Origin of the sequence: Streptomyces sichuanensis (genome assembly GCF_020328095.1) — a bacterium.
GTDB classification, from domain to species: Bacteria; Actinomycetota; Actinomycetes; order Streptomycetales; family Streptomycetaceae; genus Streptomyces; species Streptomyces cinnamoneus.
This window is the reverse complement of sequence record NZ_JAIXMK010000121.1, coordinates 13,758-33,206: the sequence shown is the minus strand read 5'-3', so window position 1 is coordinate 33,206 and position 19,449 is coordinate 13,758. Positions and strand designations below refer to the sequence as shown.

Sequence of the window (19,449 nt, the reverse complement as noted above, 5' to 3'; positions counted from 1 at the left end):
ATGCCGCGGCGGGCGGGCGAGCGGGGCGCCGTCGAGGCGGGGGCCCTGCCGGGGCTGCTGCCGGGCGGGCGGCCGGCCACCGACCCGCGGGCGCGCGAGGAGACGGCGGCGGCGTGGGGCGTGGACTCCCTGCCGCGCAGTCCCGGCCGGGACACCGGGCAGATCGTCGAGGCGGCGGCCACCGGCGAGCTGGGCGCCCTGCTCGTGGGCGGCGTGGAGGTCGCGGACCTGCCCGACCCGGCGCGGGCCCGGCAGGCGCTGGACGCGGTGGGCTTCCTCGTCAGCCTGGAGCAGCGTCCGGGCGAGGTGTCGGACCGGGCGGACGTGGTGCTGCCGGTCGCGGCCGTCGCGGAGAAGGCGGGCACGTTCCTCAACTGGGAGGGCCGGGCCCGGCCGTTCGAGACCGCGATCAAACCCGACCAGCTCACCCGGCGGCACGCGCTGCCCGACGCGCGGGTGCTGCACATGCTCGCCGAGGCGATGGACGTGCCCCTCGCGCTGCCCGATCTGTCCGCGGTGCGGGCGGAGATGGCGGCGCTGGGCCGGTGGGGCGGTGAGCGGGCGGCCGACCCGGCGGAGCCCGGGCGGGCGCTGCCGCGCCCCCGGGGCGGCGAGGCGATGCTGGCCGGGCACCGGCTGCTGCTGGACCGGGGCCGGCTGCAGGAGGGCGACGACGCGCTGGCCGGTACGCGGCACGCCGCGTTCGCCCGGCTCTCGGCGGCCACGGCGGCCGAGGCGGGCGTGGCCGACGGTGAGGTGCTCGCGGTGAGCGGGCCGGCGGGCACGGTGCGGCTGCCGGTGCGGATCACGCCGATGCCCGACCGGGTGGTGTGGCTGCCGCTGAACTCCGTGGGCGGCGGCGTCGCCTCCGACACCGGGGCGGTGCCGGGCGAGCTCGTACGGATCGCCGCCGAGAGCGGCGAGGACCGGGCGACCGAGGGACGGGAGATGCGCTCGTGAACCCTGAGCTGACTCGGCTCGCTGCCGAGGACCTGTCGATGTTCGGCAGGGACCCGTGGTGGCTGGTGGTCGTCAAGGCCGTCTTCTGCTTCGCGTTCCTGATGCTGACGGTGCTCTTCTCCATCGTGTGGGAGCGCAAGGTCGTCGCCTGGATGCAGCTGCGCATCGGCCCCAACCGTCACGGACCGTGGGGCATGCTGCAGTCGCTGGCCGACGGCATCAAACTGATGCTGAAGGAGGACGTGGTCGTCCGGCGGGCCGACAAGATCGTCTACGTCCTCGCGCCGGTCGTCGCCGCGATCCCGGCGTTCATGGCGATCGCGGTGATCCCCTTCGGCCCGGCAGGCAACGAGGTGTCGGTCTTCGGGCACCGCACCACGATGCAGCTCACCGACCTGCCGATCGCGGTGCTCTACGTCCTCGCGGTCGCCTCGATCGGCATCTACGGCATCGTGCTGGCCGGCTGGTCGTCCGGCTCGACGTACCCGCTGCTGGGCGGGCTGCGGTCCTGCGCGCAGATGATCTCGTACGAGATCGCGATGGGCGCGGCCTTCGCGTCGGTCTTCCTCTACTCCGGTTCGATGTCGACGTCGACGATCGTCGAGGCCCAGCACGACCGCTGGTACGTGCTGCTGCTGCCGGTCTCCTTCCTCATCTACATCGCGACGATGGTGGGTGAGACCAACCGCGCCCCCTTCGACATGCCGGAGTCCGAGGGCGATCTGGTCGGCGGCTTCAACACGGAGTACTCGTCGATCAAGTTCGCGATGTTCATGCTCGCCGAGTACGTGAACATGGTGACGGTCTCGGCGGTCGCGACCACCCTCTTCCTGGGCGGCTGGCAGGCCCCCTACCCGCTCTCCGCGTTCTGGGAGGGCGCCAACCACGGCTGGTGGCCGATGCTGTGGTTCGTCCTCAAGGTGCAGCTGCTGCTGTTCTTCTTCATCTGGCTGCGCGGCACGCTGCCCCGGGTGCGCTACGACCAGCTGATGAAGCTGGGCTGGAAGGTCCTCATCCCGGTCTCGGTGGTGTGGCTGATGCTCGTGGCCACCGTGCGCGCGCTGCGCAACGAGAACTACGACTTCCAGGACATCCTGCTGTACGTCGGCGGCGGGGTCCTGGCGGTGCTGCTGGCCTCGCTCCTCTTCGACGTCTTCCGCGGGGACCGCGACGGCGACGGCGAGCCGGCCGGGGAGGGGGCCGGGAAGCCCGCGCCCACGCCCGCGTTCGACCCGATGGCGGGCGGATTCCCCGTGCCGCCGCTGCCCGGTCAGACCCTCCCGCCCGTGCCCCGGCGCCGGTCGCGCCAGGATCGCGAGCTGATTGTCAGTGGTGGGGTGGACACTCAGAGTGACCGAAAGGAGGCCGACGGTGTCTAGCGAGTCTTCCCGGGGGGACACCCCCCGGGCCCCCTTCCAGAATCCCGTGGCCGGCTTCGGCGTGACCTTCAAGGCCATGTTCAAGAAGCGGCTGACCGAGCAGTACCCGGAGGAGAAGAAGCACACGGCGCCGCGCTTCCACGGCCGCCACCAGCTCAACCGGCACCCCGACGGCCTGGAGAAGTGCATCGGCTGCGAGCTGTGCGCCTGGGCCTGCCCGGCCGACGCGATCTACGTCGAGGGCGCGGACAACACCGACGAGGAGCGCTACTCCCCGGGCGAGCGGTACGGCCGCGTCTACCAGATCAACTACCTGCGCTGCATCCTGTGCGGCCTGTGCGTCGAGGCGTGCCCGACCCGCGCGCTGACGATGACCAACGAGTACGAACTGGCCGACGCCAGCCGCGAGTCGCTCATCTACACCAAGGAGCAGCTGCTGGCGGGGCTGGAGGACCGCATGGTCGACACCCCGCACGCGATCTACCCGGGCATGACCGAACAGGACTACTACCGGGGCCTGGTGACCGAGGCCGCGCCGGGCACGGTGCGGCAGGTGGCGCACTCCAAGGGCGAACAGTGCTCGTCAGGGCCTGCGGCCCGGGCAGCCGACGAGGGGGTGGAGGCATGAGCCTCGCCGCCGTCGCCTCGACGACGTCCACGGGCGAGGCGGTCCAGTTCTGGATCCTGGCCGTCGTCGCCGTGGCGGGCGCGCTGGGTGCGGTGCTGATGAAGAAGGCGGTGCACAGCGCACTGTCGCTCGCCGGGACGATGATCGTCCTGGCGGTCTTCTACCTCGCCAACGGCGCCTACTTCCTGGGCGTCGTGCAGATCGTCGTCTACACCGGCGCCATCATGATGCTGTTCCTGTTCGTCGTGATGCTCGTCGGCGTCACCGCCGCGGACTCGCTGAAGGAGACGATCAGGGGCCAGCGCTGGCTGGCCGGGCTGTGCGTCCTGGGCTTCGGCGTCCTCCTGACGGCCGGCATCGCCAACGCCTCGCTGCGCGACTTCAACGGCCTGGGCCAGGCCAACGCCGGCGGCAACGTCCAGGGTCTGGCCGCACTGATCTTCACCAAGTACGTCTTCGCCTTCGAGATCACCGGCGCCCTGCTCATCACGGCGGCCGTCGGCGCCATGGTCCTCACCCACCGCGAGCGCACCGAGCGGGCCGCCACGCAGCGCGAGCGGTCGACGGCCCGCGTGCGCGGCGCCCACCTGCCGCCGCTTCCCGCGCCCGGCGTCTACGCCCGGCACAACGCCGTGGACGTCCCCGGCCTGCTGCCCGACGGGACGCCCTCCGAGCTCACCGTCAACGCCACGCTGCGGGCGCGCGGCCAGGTCCGCGACGTCTCCGGCGACGCCCTCGCCGACCTCGCGGCGCTGGAGCAGCGGTCGGAGAAGTGGCTGGAGAGGCGCAAGGACCGCTCGCCCTCGCAGGGAGGCGCCCAGTGAATCCGGTCAACTACCTCTACCTGGCGGCCCTGCTGTTCACCATCGGCGCCGCCGGTGTGCTCATCCGGCGGAACGCGATCGTCATCTTCATGTGCATCGAGCTGATGCTCAACGCCTGCAACCTGGCCTTCGTCACCTTCTCCCGGATGCACGGCAACCTCGACGGCCAGATCATCGCCTTCTTCACGATGGTCGTGGCCGCCGCCGAAGTCGTGATCGGTCTCGCGATCATCGTGACGATCTTCCGCTCCCGCCACTCGGCCTCGGTCGACGACGCCGGCCTGCTGAAGCTGTAAGGGGACCTGACGGTGGAGAACCTCATCGGATTGCTCGTCCTGGTGCCCCTGCTGGGGGCCGGCGTGCTGCTCTGCGGCGGCCGCCGGCTCGACAGCAGCGCCCCCTGGATCGGCACGCTGCTCGCCGCGCTGTCCTTCGTCATCGGCGCGGTGCTCTTCGCCGGCATGCTGGGCCGGGACGGCGAGGACCGCGAGCTGGGCACGACCGTCTTCAGCTGGGTGCCCGTCGGGGGCTTCCGCGCCGACGTCGGCTTCCAGCTCGACCAGCTGTCGATGACCTTCGTGCTGCTGATCACGGGCGTCGGCTCGCTGATCCATCTCTACTCGATCGGCTACATGGCGCACGACGAGCGCCGGCGGCGCTTCTTCGGCTATCTGAACCTCTTCCTGGCCGCGATGCTGCTCCTGGTCGTCGCCGACAACTACCTGCTGCTGTACGTCGGCTGGGAGGGCGTGGGCCTCGCCTCGTACCTGCTGATCGGCTTCTGGCAGCACAAGCCCAGCGCGGCCACGGCCGCGAAGAAGGCGTTCCTGGTCAACCGCGTCGGTGACGTGGGCCTGTCGATCGCCGTCATGCTGATGTTCACCACCTTCGGGACGTTCGCCTTCGGGCCGGTGCTGGAGAGCGCGGACCGGGCGGGCGAGGGCAAGCTGACCGCCATCGGGCTCATGCTCCTGCTCGCCGCCTGCGGCAAGTCGGCCCAGGTGCCGCTGCAGAGCTGGCTCGGGGACGCCATGGAGGGCCCCACGCCGGTCTCCGCCCTCATCCACGCGGCCACGATGGTGACCGCCGGCGTCTACCTGATCACCCGCTCGGGTGCGATCTTCGACGGGGCGCCGGACGCCCAGACGGCGGTCGTCACGGTCGGCGCGGTCACGCTCCTCTTCGGTGCGATCGTCGGTTGCGCGAAGGACGACATCAAGAAGGCCCTGGCGGGTTCGACGATGTCCCAGATCGGCTACATGATCCTCGCCGCCGGGCTCGGGCCGGTCGGCTACGCCTTCGCGATCATGCACCTGGTGACCCACGGCTTCTTCAAGGCCGGCCTCTTCCTCGGCGCCGGCTCGGTCATGCACGGCATGAACGACGAGGTCGACATGCGGCGCTACGGCGGCCTGCGGTCGTACATGCCGGTCACCTTCGTGACGTTCGGCCTCGGCTACCTCGCCATCATCGGCTTCCCCGGCCTGTCCGGCTTCTTCTCCAAGGACAAGATCATCGAGGCGGCCTTCGCCAAGGGCGGCACCGAGGGCTGGATCCTGGGCGGGACGGCGCTGCTCGGCGCGGCCATCACCGCGTACTACATGACGCGCGTGATGATCCTGACGTTCTTCGGCGAGAAGCGGTGGCAGCCGGCGCCCTCCCCGGACGAGCCGAGCGCCGAGCCGGCGGCCGGCGGTCGCCCGGGCGAACTGCCGCACCCGCACGAGTCTCCGCGCACGATGACCATCCCGATGATCCTGCTGGCCTTCGGATCGGTCTTCGCCGGTGGCCTGTTCAGCCTCAACGACGCCTTCCTGAACTGGCTGGAGCCGGTCACCGGGCACGCGGAGGGCCACTCGCCGGTCACGGCCGTGCAGGTCACCGCGGCCACCATGGTCGTCCTCTTCGTCGGCGTCGCGCTCGCCTGGGCGCAGTACGGGCGCGGCCCGGTGCCGGTCACCGCACCGCGCGGCAACGTCCTGGTCCGGGCCGCCCGCCGCGACCTGCTCCAGGACGACGTCAACCACGTCGTGCTCGTCCGCGGTGGTGAGCACCTGACCCGCAGCCTGGTCTACCTCGACCACACCGTGGTCGACGGCGTCGTCAACGGCACCGCCGCCGCGGTCGGCGGGCTGTCGGGCCGGATGCGCAGGCTGCAGAACGGCTTCGCGCGCTCGTACGCGGTCTCGATGTTCGGCGGTGCGGCGGTGCTCGTCGCCGCGACCCTGCTGATGAGGGCGGTCTAGTCATGTCATTTCCCCTGCTGACGGCCACGGCCGCGGTGCCCGCCCTCGGGGCGGTGGCCACCGCCGCCGTCCCGGCCGCGCGGCGCACGGCCGCCAAGTGGCTCGCGCTGGCCTTCTCGCTCGCCACCCTGCTGCTGGCCGCGGTGCAGCTGGTGCGCTTCGACCCGGATGCGAAGGGCCCCTTCCAGCTCACCGAGTCGCACGCCTGGATCGCCGACTTCGGGGTCCGGTACGACCTGGGCGTCGACGGCATCGCGGTGGTGCTGATCGCGCTGACCGCGCTGCTGGTCCCCTTCATCGTGCTGGCCGGCTGGCACGACGCCGACCCCCTGGAGACGCAGTCCTCGCGCTGGCGGCCCACCCAGGGCTTCTTCGCGCTGATCCTGATGGTCGAGGCGATGGTCGTCATCGCCTTCGAGGCCACCGACGTCTTCCTCTTCTACATCTTCTTCGAAGCCATGCTCATCCCGATGTACTTCCTCATCGGCGGCTTCGGCGACCGGGCGGGGGAGCGCCCCGAGGCGGAGACGGCGACCCAGCGCTCGTACGCCGCGGTGAAGTTCCTGCTCTACAACCTCGTCGGCGGCCTGATCATGCTGGCCGCCGTGATCGGGCTCTACGCGGTCACCGCCCACCAGCTGGGCACCGGCACCTTCTCCCTCACCGAGATCGTCCAGGCCCGCGCGGCCGGGAAGCTGGACTTCGCGACCACCACCGAACGGGCCCTGTTCCTCGGGTTCTTCTTCGCCTTCGCCGTCAAGGCGCCGCTGTGGCCGCTGCACACCTGGCTGCCCAACGCCATGGGCGAGGCCACCGCCCCCGTCGCCGTGCTGATCACCGCGGTGGTGGACAAGGTCGGCACGTTCGCGATGCTCCGCTTCTGCCTCCAGCTCTTCCCGGAGGCGTCGAAGTGGGCGACGCCGGTGATCCTCGTGCTGTCGCTGATCAGCATCCTCTACGGGGCGCTGCTGGCGGTCGGCCAGCGGGACATCAAGCGCCTGATCGCCTACGCCTCGATCTCCCACTTCGGCTTCATCGTGCTCGGGATCTTCGCGATGACCACCCAGGGTCAGGGCGGCGCCACGCTCTACATGGTCAACCACGGGATCTCCACGGCGGCGTTGATGCTGGTCGCCGGCTTCCTGATCTCCCGGCGCGGCTCGCGGCTCATCGCCGACTACGGCGGCGTCCAGAAGGTGGCGCCCGTCCTCGCCGGCACGTTCCTGGTCGGCGGTCTGGCCACGCTGTCGCTGCCGGGCCTCGCGCCCTTCGTCTCCGAATTCCTCGTCCTCGTCGGCGCCTTCAGCCGCTACCCGGCCGTCGGCGTGATCGCCACCGTCGGCATCGTGCTCGCCGCGCTGTACGTCCTCGTGCTCTACCAGCGCACGATGACCGGCCCGGTGAAGGAAGCGGTGCGCGGCATGCCGGACCTGCGGGTGCGCGAGCTGGTCGTCGTCGCCCCGCTGATCGCCCTGCTGCTCTTCCTCGGCATCTACCCCAAGCCGCTGACGGACATGATCGACCCGGCGGTCGAGCACACGATGTCGCAGGTGGAGAAGGGCGACCCCCAGCCTGATGTTCGTGTGAACGATGTGGAGGCCGCGAAGTGAGCCACGCAGCATCCGTCCACAGCCTGTGGACACTGGCGGCGGCCGAGGCGCCGAAGAAGATCCCCGCACCGCACATCGAGTACGCCCAGCTCTCGCCGACGCTCATCGTGCTGGGCGCCGCCGTCCTGGGCGTCCTCGTCGAGGCGTTCCTGCCGCGCCGCGCCCGTTACCACGCCCAGCTGCTGCTGACCGTCGTCGGCCTGGCGGCCGCCTTCGCGGCCGTCGTCGCCCTGGCGGCGGGCGGCTACGGCTCGGACAAGGCGCACGTCGCGGCCATGGGCGCGGTCGCCGTCGACGGCCCGGCGCTCTTCCTGCAGGGCATCGTGCTCCTCGTCGGCCTCGTCGCGGCGTTCACCTTCGCCGAGCGCCGGCTCGAACCGGCGGCGAACGGCCGGCCCGTCGACTCCTTCGCCGCGCAGGCCGCCACCGTGCCCGGCGGGGACGCCGAGCGGAAGGCCGTCATGGCGGGTCTGGCGACCACCGAGGTCTTCCCGGTCATGCTCTTCGCGGTCGGCGGCATGCTCGTCTTCCCCGCCGCCAACGACCTGTTGACGCTCTTCGTCGCGCTGGAGGTCTTCTCCCTCCCGCTGTACGTGCTGTGCGCCCTGGCCCGCCGCCACCGGCTGCTCTCGCAGGAGTCGGCGGTCAAGTACTTCCTCCTCGGCGCCTTCTCCTCCGCCTTCCTGCTCTTCGGGGTGGCCCTGCTGTACGGCTACGCGGGCACGGTCACCTACTCCGGCATCGCCGAGGTCGTCGGCGGCGCCACCCGCACCGTCGACCCGGCGCTCGCCGGCACGATGGGCAACGACGCACTGCTGCTGATCGGCGGTGCGCTGGTGCTGATGGGCCTGCTGTTCAAGGTGGGTGCGGTGCCGTTCCACATGTGGACGCCCGACGTCTACCAGGGCGCCCCCACGCCGGTCACCGGCTTCATGGCGGCCGCCACCAAGGTCGCCGCCTTCGGCGCCCTGCTGCGGCTGCTCTACGTCGTCCTGCCGGGGCTGCGGTGGGACTGGCGGCCGGTGATGTGGGCCGTCGCCATCGTCACGATGCTCGTCGGCGCGATCGTGGCCGTCACCCAGACCGATGTGAAGCGGCTGCTGGCCTACTCCTCCATCGCCCACGCCGGCTTCATCCTCGCCGGTGTCGTCGCCACCACCCCCGACGGCATCTCCTCGGTGCTCTTCTACCTGGGCGCCTACTCGTTCGTGACGCTCGGGGCGTTCGCGGTGGTGACGCTCGTGCGCGACGCCGGCGGGGAAGCCACCCACCTGACGCAGTGGGCCGGGCTCGGCCGCCGTTCACCGCTGGTCGCGGCCGTGTTCGCGGTCTTCCTGCTGGCCTTCGCCGGCATCCCGCTCACCAGCGGCTTCGCGGGCAAGTTCGCCGTCTTCAAGGCGGCGGCGCAGGGCGGGGCCGCGCCGTTGGTCATCGTGGGCGTGCTGTCCTCGGCGATCGCCGCGTTCTTCTACATCAGGGTGATCGTGCTGATGTTCTTCAGCGAGCCGCGGACCGAGGGCCCGACGGTCGCCGTGCCGAGCCCGCTGACGTCCACGGCCATCGCCGTGGGCGTCGCGGTCACCCTGATCCTCGGAGTGGCGCCGCAGTACTTCCTCGACCTGGCGGGCCAGGCGGGAACGTTCGTGCGGTAGCCGCCGCGCACACCGTCACCCGCCGCCCGGCGCCCCCGTGGAGGGGCACCGGGCGGCGGCATGCCTGCGGGTGCGGATGCCGGAGCGTTCAGCTGCTGGGCTTCGCCGGGATGCCGCCGGGCAGGGCGGGCTTGCCGTCGCCGCCCACGGCCTTGCTCATCTTGTCCTCCTTGCCGGAGGCCCAGGCCACCGTGAAGGACTTGCCGTTGAAGTTCTTGACGGTGCCCGTGGCGTAGTCGGTGCTGCCGTCCTGGCAGTGCTTGATGTTGATGGTGACCGGCTGGGCGTTGTCGACGACGGTGCCCGAGCAGGCGGTCTTGCCGCTGAGCAGGACCTGGCTCCCGGTGAAGGTCAGGATCAGCATGCTCTTGTCGGCGAGCTTGCCGCCGTTGGACCAGCCGCCCGCGAGGTCGGCGGCCGAGACGTTGTTCTTGCCCGGCTCGTCCGCCGGGGTCTCCGGCTTCGCCGCACCACCCGGCGTCTGCGCCGGGGCGTCCGCAGTGGGCTTGGTGTCGGCCTTCTTGTCGCCGCCGTCGCTGCTCTTGCTGCAACCGGTCATCAGCACAGCGGCGATGAACGCCGCCCCCGTGATCTGTACTGCCTTGCGCACGTGCGCTCTCTCCTTCGTCGTGCCCAGCTCGGTTTGGAACTGGACACGACAAGCTAGCAGCGGTCAGTCGCCGCCCCCGCCGCAACCGCCCCCGCAGCTGCTTCCGCAGCCGTGGCCTCCGCCGCAGCCGCCCCCGCCGCCGTCACCACCACTGCTGGACGTGCCGGACTGGACCGTGACCTTGTGGTACACGGCGGCGGCGATCCAGTGCTCGCGCCGCAGCCGGCGCATCGCCTTGCGGTCGTGCCGTCCGCCCCAGCCCGGGTAGAGGGCCTTGGCGATGCCGGTGGCCGACGCCAGCGCGGCCAGCACGCGGGCGCGCGGGTCGGGGAAGCCCGCGCGCAGCGCCGCGTCGAAGGCCGCACGCGCCGGGGTGGTCAGGTCGACCGCGTCCACGGGGTAGTACAGCCACGGGACGAGGCCCCTGCCGACGGGCTGCCGGTGCACCCGGAGGGCGCGTCGCTCCAGCAGCCCCATGACCCAGGACTGTTCCTGGTCCCGGGCCTCGGTGGCTATCCAGTACGAGGTCTTGGGGGGACGCTCGTTCTGCATGCCCAGCCGCCACAGCGGCACGGAGAGCCGGGGGTCGGCCTGCGGGACGGGGTCGGCGGTGACCGGCCGCCCGTCCTTCGCCCGCACACACCCGCGCAGCTCCAGCTCGGCCAGGACCGCCCCGGCCAGGCCGTAGGCCAGGTCCCGGGGCGCACACAGCTTCTTGCCGTCGGCGGGGGCGTGCGCGAGCAGCAGGAGCTCCTCCGGCAGCGTCAGGCCCGGATCCGTCATGAGCCGGGTGGCGCCGCCGGCGCCGGGACGATGCGGCCGGTGACCTCGCCGAGGCCGATGCGGGCGCCGTCCGGGCCCGGTGCCCACGCCGTGAGGGTGACCTCGTCGCCGTCGGCCAGGTAGGGGCCCTTGCCCTGGGTGAGTTCGAGCAGGCAGCCCAGCTGGTCGGGCTCGGGGCCGCTGACCGTGCCCGACGCGTAGAAGTCGCCGGTGCGCAGCGAGGCGCCGTTGACGGTCATGTGGGCGAGCTGCTGGGCGGCCGTCCAGTACATGGCGGAGAAGGGCGGCCGGGAGACGGTCTCGCCGTTGACGCGCACCTCGATGCGCAGGTCGATGCCGCCGGGCTCGGCACCGGAGTCGTCGAGGTAGGGCAGCAGCGGGTGGGTGCGCTCCGGCGGCGCCGTGCGGGCCTCGTCGAAGGCGTCCAGCGGGGTGATCCACGCCGAGACGGAGGTGGCGAAGGACTTGCCGAGGAACGGGCCGAGCGGCACGTACTCCCACGCCTGGATGTCGCGCGCCGACCAGTCGTTGACCAGGCAGACGCCGAACACGTGCTCGCGGAAGGCGTCGAGCGTCACCGGGGTGTTGACGGGGGCCGGGGTGCCGACGACGAAGCCGACCTCGGCCTCGATGTCCAGGCGCAGGGAGGGGCCGAACGACGGTGCCGGGTCGGCGGGGGCCTTGCGCTGGCCCTGCGGGCGGACGACGTCCGTGCCCGAGACGACGATCGTGCCGGCGCGCCCGTGGTAACCGATGGGCAGGTGCTTCCAGTTGGGCGTGAGGGGCTCGTCGGCATCAGGGCGGAAGATGCGGCCCACGTTTCCGGCGTGGTGCTCGCTGGCGTAGAAGTCCACATAGTCGGCGACCTCGAACGGCAGGTGCAGCGTCACCCGGTCGAGCGGGTGGAAGTGAGCCTCGTCCGACAGCCAGCCGCGGATCTCGGACCGGACCTCCTGCCAGACCGGCCGGCCCGCGGCCATCAGCGGGTTGAGGGTGGGCTGGTCCAGCAGGCCGGCGTGGGCGGAGCCGTGCGCGGCGGCCGCGGCGGCCGCGTCCAGGACGTACGCGCCGTAGCGGACGCCGATGCGCGGGCGGTCGGGCGCGTCCGGGGTGGTGAAGACGCCGTACGGGAGGGTGTGCGCGCCGAAGGGGTCGTCTTCGGCCAGCTCGCGGGGGCTGTGCTGGGGCATGGGACGCTGCCTCGCCTTCTGTTCCTGGGCATGCCGACGGGCTGGTGGAGCCGGGTACGACCGGGTGGCCGGTGGGCCCGTTGGATCGATCCACACATTACGTGTTGACCGCTCCTGGGCAAGGGGTGTCCGGGGGTGTCCGAGCGAGTCCAAAGGGAGGGCAATGTCCGGTAACTCCTTGCTGGACTCAGCGATTCCGAAGTAGCGTCCTAAGTCGGGTCACACACAGTGGGGGGCCGCTGAGGCTGGGTGGCCGAGGGGGGTGCTGGTGGCGAGCAGGAGCGCGCCCGTAGCGGCGGACCGGTCCGTTCCAGGGTTGATTGTGAAGATCGGTGACTATCCCCTGCACCACGGCGGGGTGGGCGCGATCCGCAGCCTCGGCCGGCTGGGCGTCCCGATGTACGCCGTCACCGAGGACAGATGGACCCCTGCCGCCCTCTCCCGCTACCTGCAATCCGGCTTCGTGTGGCCGACGACGGGCACCGAGCGGCCCGAGGAGCTGGTGGCGGGCCTGCTGCGGATCGGACGGCGGATCGGCCGCCCGGCGGTGCTGATCCCCACGGACGAGGAGGCGGCCGTGCTGATCGCCGAGCACGCCGGTGCGCTCGCCGGCTCCTTCCTCTTCCCGCCCGTCGAGGCGCAGCTGCCGCGCCGGCTGGCGAGCAAGCAGGGGCTGCACGAGCTGTGCGCGGAGCACGGTGTGCCCTCGCCGTCGGCGCTCTTCCCGGCCTCGTACGAGGAGATCGAGAAGTACGCCTCCGTCGCCACGTACCCGCTGGTGGCCAAGAACCGCGAGGCGTTCGAGCGGCGCCGGCACCCGGCGGTGGCCGGAACCACCCGCATCGGCGGCCCGCGCGAGCTGCTGGAGCTGGCGCGCGGCTGGGGTCCGTCCCCGGGCGTGATCCTGCAGGAGTACCTGCCGCGCGAGGACGCCGAGGACTGGATCGTGCACGCCTACTTCGACGCGGAGAGCACCCCGCTCGCGATGTTCACCGGCGTGAAGGTGCGCTCCTGGCCGCCCCACGCGGGCATGACCGCCAACGCCTACGTCGTGGACAATCCGGAACTGGCCACCATGGCCGCACAGTTCATCAAGCAGATCGGCTTCTGCGGGATCATCGACCTGGACTGGCGCTTCGACCGGCGCGACGGCCGGTACAAGCTCCTGGACTTCAACCCCCGGATGGGAGCGCAGTTCCGGCTCTTCGAGAACGAAGCCGGCATCGACGTCGTCCGCGCCCAGCACCTGGACCTCACGGGGCGGCCCGTCCCGGAGGCCGAGCAGCTCACGGGCCGCCGCTTCGTCGTCGAGAACATCGACCTGCCCGCCTTCGCCGCCTACCGTCGCAGCGGCTACACCACCCCCCACGCCCCCGCCCGGGCGAGCGGCACGGAGCTGGCCTGGGCCGCCCGTGACGACATGAAGCCGTTCTTCACCATGCTCGCCCGGTTCGTACGACCGGGCGTGCGGCACCTGTGGCAGCTGTGGCGCTCCCGGCGCCGGGCCGCCGCCGTCGCCGAGCAAGCCGACTGACCAGCCGACCGCAGCCGACCGAACGCGCGTACCGCCGAACCCGCCGCCCACTGCCGAACCACCGCCGCGCACAGCCGACCGAACACCGCGTACAGCCGCTGATACCGTCGCCCGGCCGCGCTCCGGGCAACGCCCTGGGAGGGGACCCGTGACACTTCCCGTAGCCGTCATCGGGGCCGGTCCGTACGGCCTCTCGACCGCAGCTCACCTGAAGGCGCGCAACGTGCCCACGCGCGTCTTCGGCTCGCCGATGGTGAGCTGGCGGGAGCACATGCCCGCCGGGATGCTGCTCAAATCCACCCCCGTCGCCTCGAACATCGACGCCCCGCAGCCCGGGCACACCCTCTTCGACTACTGCCAGGACGTGGGGGAGCGGCGCTACGAGTCCGACTGGGACGCCATTCCCGTCGAGACCTTCGCCGGCTACGGGCTGTGGTTCCAGCAGCGGCTGGTGCCCGGGCTGGAGCGCGAGCGCGTGGTGGCCGTCGAGCGGCGCACCTCGGGCTCCGGCTTCGAGCTGAAGCTCGACTCGGGGGAGCAGTTCGCGGCCCGTTCCGTGGTGGTGGCCACGGGCCTGAGCGGCTTCGCGCAACTGCCGCCGGAGCTGGCGGCGGCGGTGCCGGACGGGCCCTCGCCGAGCGGTCCGGTCTCGCACAGCTCCCAGCACCGCGACCTGTCGGTCTTCGCCGGGCGCGACGTGGTCGTCGTCGGTGCGGGGCAGTCCGCGCTGGAGACCGCCGTGCTGCTGGCCGAGGCGGGCGCCGGCGGGGTGCGGATCCTGGCGCGGCGGCGCGGCGCGGTGCGGTTCGGGGCGGCGCCGGACGGGCAGCCGCCGCTGAGGCCGGACACCCCCTTCGGCCGGGCCTGGTCGCTGTACGCGTTCTCGTACCACGCGGACGGCTTCCGGCATCTTCCGGCGCCGACCCGGGCGTTCCTGGTGCGCCGGGTGCTGGGCCCGCTGGGTGCCTGGTGGCTGCGGGAGCGGTTCATCGGCCGGGTGCAGGTCACCGAAGGCAAGCGGATCGTGCGCGCACGGGTGGAGTCCGGGCGTCCGGTGCTGACCCTCTCCGGCGACACCGACGGGCCCGAGAACGAGCTGCGCGCCGACCACGTCATCGCGGCGACCGGCTACCGGGTCGACGTGGCGGCCCTGGACTTCCTCGGGCCCGGGCTGCGCACCCGGCTCGCGGTGAGCGCGGGCGGCCCCCGGCTGGGCGCCGGCTACCGCTCCTCGGTGCCGGGGCTGTTCTTCACGGGGCTGCCGGCGGCCGCCAGTTTCGGGCCGGTCATGCGGTTCGTGTGCGGCACCGAGTACGCCTCGCCGCGGCTGGCCCGGGCGGTGGCACAGCTGTAGGGGTTCCGGAATGTCCCAAACGCCGGACGGGCCGAATTCGCCCGTCCGGCGTTCGCGTGCGGGGGCCCGGGTCGCACCCCGGTGCCGGCGCCGGAAGGGGACGGCGCCCACGGTGATCGAGAGCCGACCGGATACGCTGACTTTTGGTGAAGACAGCGACACATCGACAATCCCCGTGTTCGCAGGCAGACAGGAGTACCCCTCGTGACCGTCGTCGGGCCTTTTGGGCTGAGCGTGCGGGACCAGGCTCTTGAAGCCGATGTCCAGGCCGGATTGGCCGCCGTCGAGGAGGGTCTCCTGGAGGCCACCAAGAGCGGCGTTCCCTTCATCACCGAGGCCGCCCAGCACCTGGTGCAGGCCGGGGGCAAGCGGTTCCGTCCGCTGCTGGTCGCGCTCGCCGCGCAGTTCGGCGACCCGTACGCCCCGGGTGTGGTGCCGTCGGCCGTGGTCGTCGAGCTCACCCACCTGGCCACGCTGTACCACGACGACGTGATGGACGAGGCCGAGGTGCGCCGGGGCGTGCCCAGCGCCAACGCCCGCTGGGGCAACTCGCTGGCCGTCCTGACGGGTGACTTCCTCTTCGCCCGCGCCTCCCACATCCTGGCCGACCTCGGCCCGGAGGCCGTGCGCATCCAGGCCGAGGCGTTCGAGCGACTGGTCACCGGCCAGATCCTGGAGACCGCGGGCCCGCGCGACGGCCGCGACCCCATCGAGCACTACCTGGACGTCATCGCCGGCAAGACCGGCTCGCTGATCGCCGTCGCGGGGCGCTTCGGCGCGATGATGTCCGGCGCCGACGAGCGGGTCGTCGAGATCCTCACCCACTACGGGGAGCGGCTCGGCGTCGCCTTCCAGCTCGCCGACGACGTCCTGGACATCGCCAGCGACTCCCACGAGTCCGGCAAGACCCCCGGCACGGACCTGCGCGAGGGCATCCCGACCCTGCCCGTCCTGCACCTGCGGGCCCGCGCGGCCGCCACCGGCTCGCCCGAGGACCTCCGGTTGTGCGAGCTCCTCGACGGCGACCTCGCCGACGACGACCTGCTCGCCGAGGTGCTGCGCCGGCTGCGGGTCCACCCGGCCCTGGAGCAGGCCCGGCGCGACACCGTCCGCTACGCCCAGGAGGCGCGCGCGACGCTGGCGCCGCTGCCCGACGGCCCCGCCAAGGCGGCGCTGGAGCAGCTCTGCGACGCGGTGGTCCACCGGGCCGGCTGAGCCGCCCCAAGGGCCCCCGGCCAGGCACGACTCCGCCTTCCGGTAGAGGCGCCCCTAGGGGGCGTCATACCGGAGGCGTACGGCTACTTGATCCCGTCGGCTGACGACGGCGCGGTGCCGCTTTGGTGGAATGGAATGCGTCTTCTCCGGGGGGAATCCCGGACTCCCGCGCCACCACCGAGCGGTCGGGCCACAATGAGCCTAGGTGTGGGCGAGTGCACGACGCGAAAGACCGCCGCCGACGACGGAGGTAGAGCACATGGCACGGATCCAACCGACACCGGGCACCGACGCGGCCGACGGGCGCGGCGAGGCCAGGGGCCGCCGCAAGGCCGTCCGCTACGCGGTACCGGTCGCGGTGGCCGGCGTCGCCGCCGCGACGATCGGCATAGGCTCGGCGCTCGCGAGCACCGGCGACCCGGATCTGCCCAGGATCAGCGCGCAGGACCTCATAGCCAGGATGGCCGCGTCGGACACGCAGCAGATGTCCGGATCGGTCAAGATCACCACGGATCTGGGTCTGCCGACGCTGCCGTCGGGCCTCAACCTGGAGAGCGGCGGCGGCCACGGCGGCAAGAAGGGCGGCACGGCGGCCTCCCCGGAGAGCAAGCTGACCGAACTGGCCTCCGGTACGCACACGCTGCGCGTGGCCGTGGACGGCCCGGACAAGCAGCGCGTCTCGCTCGTCGAGCGCGCCGCCGAGTACAGCGTCATACGCAACGGCGACGACGTCTGGGCCTACGACAGCGCCGGCAACACCGCGCTGCACTCCAAGGCGCCGCAGCGCGGTCCGGACGGCAAGCGCGAGGCCGCGGGGACGCCCAAGGACCTGAGCGGCATGTCGCCGCAGGAGCTGGCCAAGAAGGTCGTCGAGGCGGCCGACGGCTCCACGACCCTCACCGTCGACGGCACGGCCAAGGTGGCCGGCCGGGACGCCTACCAGCTGGTCCTCACGCCCAAGCAGGGCGAGTCGACGGTCGGTGCGGTGCGCATCGCGGTCGACGCGAAGAACGGCGTCCCCCTGAAGTTCACGCTCGCGCCCAAGAGCGGCGGCAAGGCCGTCGTCGACGCGGCCTTCACCAAGGTCGACTTCGGCAAGCCCGGCGCGGGCACCTTCTCCTTCACCCCGCCCAAGGGCGCCAAGGTGACGGAGGGCGCGGACAAGGACGGCAAGGCCGGCAAGGACGGCAAGCACGCCGGCCGCGACCAGCAGGGCGGCCTGCCGGGCGCGCTGGGCCTGCCGGGCGCCGGCGGCGACGGGGCGGCCAAGGTCACCGGCGAGGGCTGGGCCTCGATCGCCCAGTTCAGCGCGGGCAAGGAGGCCGGTGGCATCGTCTCCGGCAAGGACCGCAGCGCGCTCAAGGACGCCGGGAAGAACGGCGACACCGCCGGCAAGCTGCTGGACGGCCTCGGTTCCAAGGTCTCGGGCGACTTCGGTTCCGGCCGGGTCTTCAGCACCCGGGTCATCAACGCCCTGATGACGGACGACGGCAAGGTCTTCGTCGGCGCCGTCTCCAAGGACGCACTGGTCAAGGCGGCCAACGCGGCGAAGTAGCCGCGCACACGGCAGTACGGGGGACGCGATGGAGGAGCAGGCCGTCGCCGGGCGACCGGTGATCGAGACACGTGCGCTCACCAAGCGCTACGGTGGCGGGCAGCTCGCGGTCGACGGCCTCGACCTCGTGGTGCCCCGGGGAAGCGTCTTCGGCTTCCTCGGGCCCAACGGCTCGGGGAAGACCACCACCATCCGGATGCTCATGGGCCTGATCGAGCCGACCTCGGGCACCGCCCGGGTGCTCGGCGAGGACATGCCGCGCGCCGGCCGCAGCGTGCTGCCCAGGGTCGGGGCCCTCATCGAGGGCCCGGCGCCCTACGGCTTCCTCTCCGGCCGGGACAACCTCGTGCGGCTCGACGCCGCCGACCCCACCGCCGACCCCCGCACCCGCGCGGCCCGGGTGGGCCACGCCCTGGAGCGGGTCGGGCTCACCTCCGCCGCGGGCAAGAAGGCCCGCGCGTACTCCCTCGGCATGAAGCAGCGCCTCGGCCTGGCGGCCGTCCTGCTGCAGCCGCGCGAGCTGCTCGTCCTCGACGAGCCGACCAACGGCCTCGACCCCCAGGGCATGCGCGAGATCCGCGCCCTGGTGCGCGGGCTCGCCGCCGAGGGCACCACGGTCTTCCTCTCCTCCCACCTGCTCGACGAGATCGAGCAGGTGTGCACGCACGCCGCCGTCATGGCGCACGGCCGGCTCCTGACCCAGGGGCCCGTCGACGAGCTGGCCTCCTCCGCCCGGGGCCGGCTCGCCGTCACCACCCCCGACACCGCGGAAGCCGTCCGCGTCCTCAAGGAGCACGGAGTGAACGACCTGACCGTCGACGACGAGCGCGTCACCGGCGAGCTCCCCGCCGGTCCGGCCGTGGAGCTCGCCGACCTCAACGCCGCCCTCGTGCACGCCCGGGTGCGCGTGCGGGCCTTCGGTACCGAACGGGCCTCGCTGGAGGACGCCTTCGTCGCCCTCACCGGGGAGGGCTTCGATGTCGCGGGCTGAGCCGGCCGGCCTGAATGGAGCCGGCCCGGCGGCGGCCCGGCGGCTGTGGGGGCTCTCGCTCTTCCGCAGCGAGGTGAGCACCGTCTTCCGGCGCTGGCGCACGCTCGCCCTGCTGGGCGTGCTGGCCGCCGTGCCGGTGCTGGTCGGCATCGCCGTGAAGATCGAGACGGGTGACGGCGGTTCCGTGGGGCAGGGCGACGGCTCCGGCCCGGCCTTCATCAGTCAGATCACCAACAACGGCCTCTTCCTGGTCTTCACCTCGCTCGCCGCGACCCTGCCGTTCTTCCTGCCGATGGCGATCGGGGTCGTCGCGGGCGACTCCATAGCCGGCGAGGCGGGCGCCGGCACGCTGCGCTACCTCCTCGTCGCCCCCGCCGGGCGGACGAGGCTGCTGCTCGCCAAGTTCGCGGCCACCGTCGCCTTCTGCTGCGTCGCCACGCTCGTCGTGGCCGCCTCGGCGCTCGCGGTGGGGGCGCTGCTCTTCCCGCTCGGCGAGGTCACGCTGATCAGCGGCACGACCGTCCCGTTCACGGACGGCCTGCTGCGCACGCTGCTGATCGCCGGAGTGGCGGCGCTCTCGCTGACGGGCATCGCCGCGCTGGGCCTGTTCGTCTCCACCCTCACCAACAGCGGCATCGCCGCCATGGCCACCACGGTCGGGCTGCTGATCACGGTCCAGATCCTCGACCAGTTCCCGCAGCTGAGCGCCGTCCAGCCGTATCTCTTCCCGCACTACTGGCTGAGCTTCGCCGACCTGCTGCGCGACCCGGTCTACTGGGACCAGCTGCTGCGCAACCTCGGCCTGCAGGCGCTGTACGTGGCCGTGTTCGGCTCGGCGGCGTGGGCACGTTTCACGGCCAAGGACATCACGGTGTGAGCGGGCGCCGGGCGGGCGGTGCCCACCCGGCGCCCGCCGCC

Annotated in this window: 17 protein-coding genes; 14 read left to right on the top strand and 3 right to left on the bottom strand. The window is 72.3% G+C overall.

Features of this window, described 5'->3' with window-relative positions; genetic code table 11:
- From LE181_RS26475 to nuoN, 8 genes are all read left to right on the top strand, one after another.
- Positions 1-960, top strand: a 960-nt coding sequence (locus tag LE181_RS26475; protein WP_225664019.1) for a molybdopterin-dependent oxidoreductase, incomplete at its 5' end; no start/stop codon positions are given.
- A 38-nt stretch (positions 961-998) separates the two neighbouring features.
- Complete coding sequence (gene nuoH / locus LE181_RS26470; RefSeq protein WP_225664022.1) at positions 999-2,339, top strand: NADH-quinone oxidoreductase subunit NuoH; 1,341 nt, start codon at positions 999-1,001, stop codon at positions 2,337-2,339.
- The gene (nuoI, locus tag LE181_RS26465; protein ID WP_225664018.1) at positions 2,332-2,967 is read left to right on the top strand and encodes an NADH-quinone oxidoreductase subunit NuoI; all 636 of its coding nucleotides are present in this window, start codon (positions 2,332-2,334) and stop codon (positions 2,965-2,967) included. The genes nuoH and nuoI overlap by 8 nt, the downstream gene beginning before the upstream one ends.
- Complete coding sequence (locus LE181_RS26460) at positions 2,964-3,791, top strand: NADH-quinone oxidoreductase subunit J (protein WP_225664017.1); 828 nt, start codon at positions 2,964-2,966, stop codon at positions 3,789-3,791. Before nuoI ends, LE181_RS26460 begins: the two co-directional genes overlap by 4 nt.
- Entirely contained in the window at positions 3,788-4,087 is a 300-nt protein-coding gene (nuoK, locus tag LE181_RS26455) for an NADH-quinone oxidoreductase subunit NuoK (RefSeq protein ID WP_190112123.1), read from the top strand. The genes LE181_RS26460 and nuoK overlap by 4 nt, the downstream gene beginning before the upstream one ends.
- Positions 4,088-4,099: 12 nt before the next feature.
- The gene (gene nuoL, locus LE181_RS26450) at positions 4,100-6,037 is read left to right on the top strand and encodes an NADH-quinone oxidoreductase subunit L (RefSeq protein WP_225664016.1); all 1,938 of its coding nucleotides are present in this window, start codon (positions 4,100-4,102) and stop codon (positions 6,035-6,037) included.
- Between the two features lie 2 nt (positions 6,038-6,039).
- On the top strand, positions 6,040-7,647 hold the full coding sequence (locus LE181_RS26445) for an NADH-quinone oxidoreductase subunit M (RefSeq protein WP_225664015.1): 1,608 nt from the start codon (positions 6,040-6,042) through the stop codon (positions 7,645-7,647).
- A complete protein-coding gene (nuoN, locus tag LE181_RS26440; protein ID WP_225664014.1) occupies positions 7,644-9,299 on the top strand; it encodes an NADH-quinone oxidoreductase subunit NuoN in 1,656 nt (551 codons plus the stop codon). Before LE181_RS26445 ends, nuoN begins: the two co-directional genes overlap by 4 nt.
- An 88-nt stretch (positions 9,300-9,387) precedes the next feature.
- On the opposite strand, the gene LE181_RS26435 is transcribed toward nuoN, so the two are convergent.
- The 3 genes from LE181_RS26435 to fahA form a co-directional block, all read right to left on the bottom strand.
- On the bottom strand, positions 9,388-9,909 hold the full coding sequence (locus LE181_RS26435) for a hypothetical protein (RefSeq protein WP_225664013.1): 522 nt from the start codon (positions 9,907-9,909) through the stop codon (positions 9,388-9,390).
- A 63-nt stretch (positions 9,910-9,972) separates the two neighbouring features.
- The gene (locus tag LE181_RS26430; protein ID WP_225664012.1) at positions 9,973-10,692 is read right to left on the bottom strand and encodes a GOLPH3/VPS74 family protein; all 720 of its coding nucleotides are present in this window, start codon (positions 10,690-10,692) and stop codon (positions 9,973-9,975) included.
- Entirely contained in the window at positions 10,689-11,882 is a 1,194-nt protein-coding gene (fahA, locus tag LE181_RS26425; RefSeq protein WP_225664011.1) for a fumarylacetoacetase, read from the bottom strand. Before fahA ends, LE181_RS26430 begins: the two co-directional genes overlap by 4 nt.
- Before the next feature lie 316 nt (positions 11,883-12,198).
- Between fahA and LE181_RS26420 the strand changes: the two genes are divergently transcribed.
- The 6 genes from LE181_RS26420 to LE181_RS26395 all read left to right on the top strand — a co-directional run bounded on the left by LE181_RS26420 (position 12,199) and on the right by LE181_RS26395 (position 19,408).
- Positions 12,199-13,416, top strand: a complete 1,218-nt coding sequence (locus LE181_RS26420; protein WP_263869444.1) for a carboxylate--amine ligase — start codon at positions 12,199-12,201, stop codon at positions 13,414-13,416.
- 148 nt (positions 13,417-13,564) lie between these two features.
- Positions 13,565-14,770, top strand: coding sequence for an FAD-dependent oxidoreductase (locus LE181_RS26415; RefSeq protein WP_225664009.1), 1,206 nt, complete (start codon positions 13,565-13,567; stop codon positions 14,768-14,770).
- 204 nt (positions 14,771-14,974) lie between these two features.
- Positions 14,975-15,985: a polyprenyl synthetase family protein gene (locus tag LE181_RS26410; RefSeq protein WP_225664008.1), complete on the top strand. Its 1,011-nt coding sequence runs from the start codon at positions 14,975-14,977 to the stop codon at positions 15,983-15,985.
- 259 nt (positions 15,986-16,244) lie between these two features.
- Entirely contained in the window at positions 16,245-17,540 is a 1,296-nt protein-coding gene (locus LE181_RS26405) for a LolA family protein (RefSeq protein ID WP_225664007.1), read from the top strand.
- A 28-nt stretch (positions 17,541-17,568) separates the two neighbouring features.
- Entirely contained in the window at positions 17,569-18,531 is a 963-nt protein-coding gene (locus LE181_RS26400; protein ID WP_225664006.1) for an ABC transporter ATP-binding protein, read from the top strand.
- The gene (locus LE181_RS26395) at positions 18,518-19,408 is read left to right on the top strand and encodes an ABC transporter permease (protein WP_225664005.1); all 891 of its coding nucleotides are present in this window, start codon (positions 18,518-18,520) and stop codon (positions 19,406-19,408) included. The genes LE181_RS26400 and LE181_RS26395 overlap by 14 nt, the downstream gene beginning before the upstream one ends.
- Positions 19,409-19,449 lie beyond the last annotated feature (41 nt).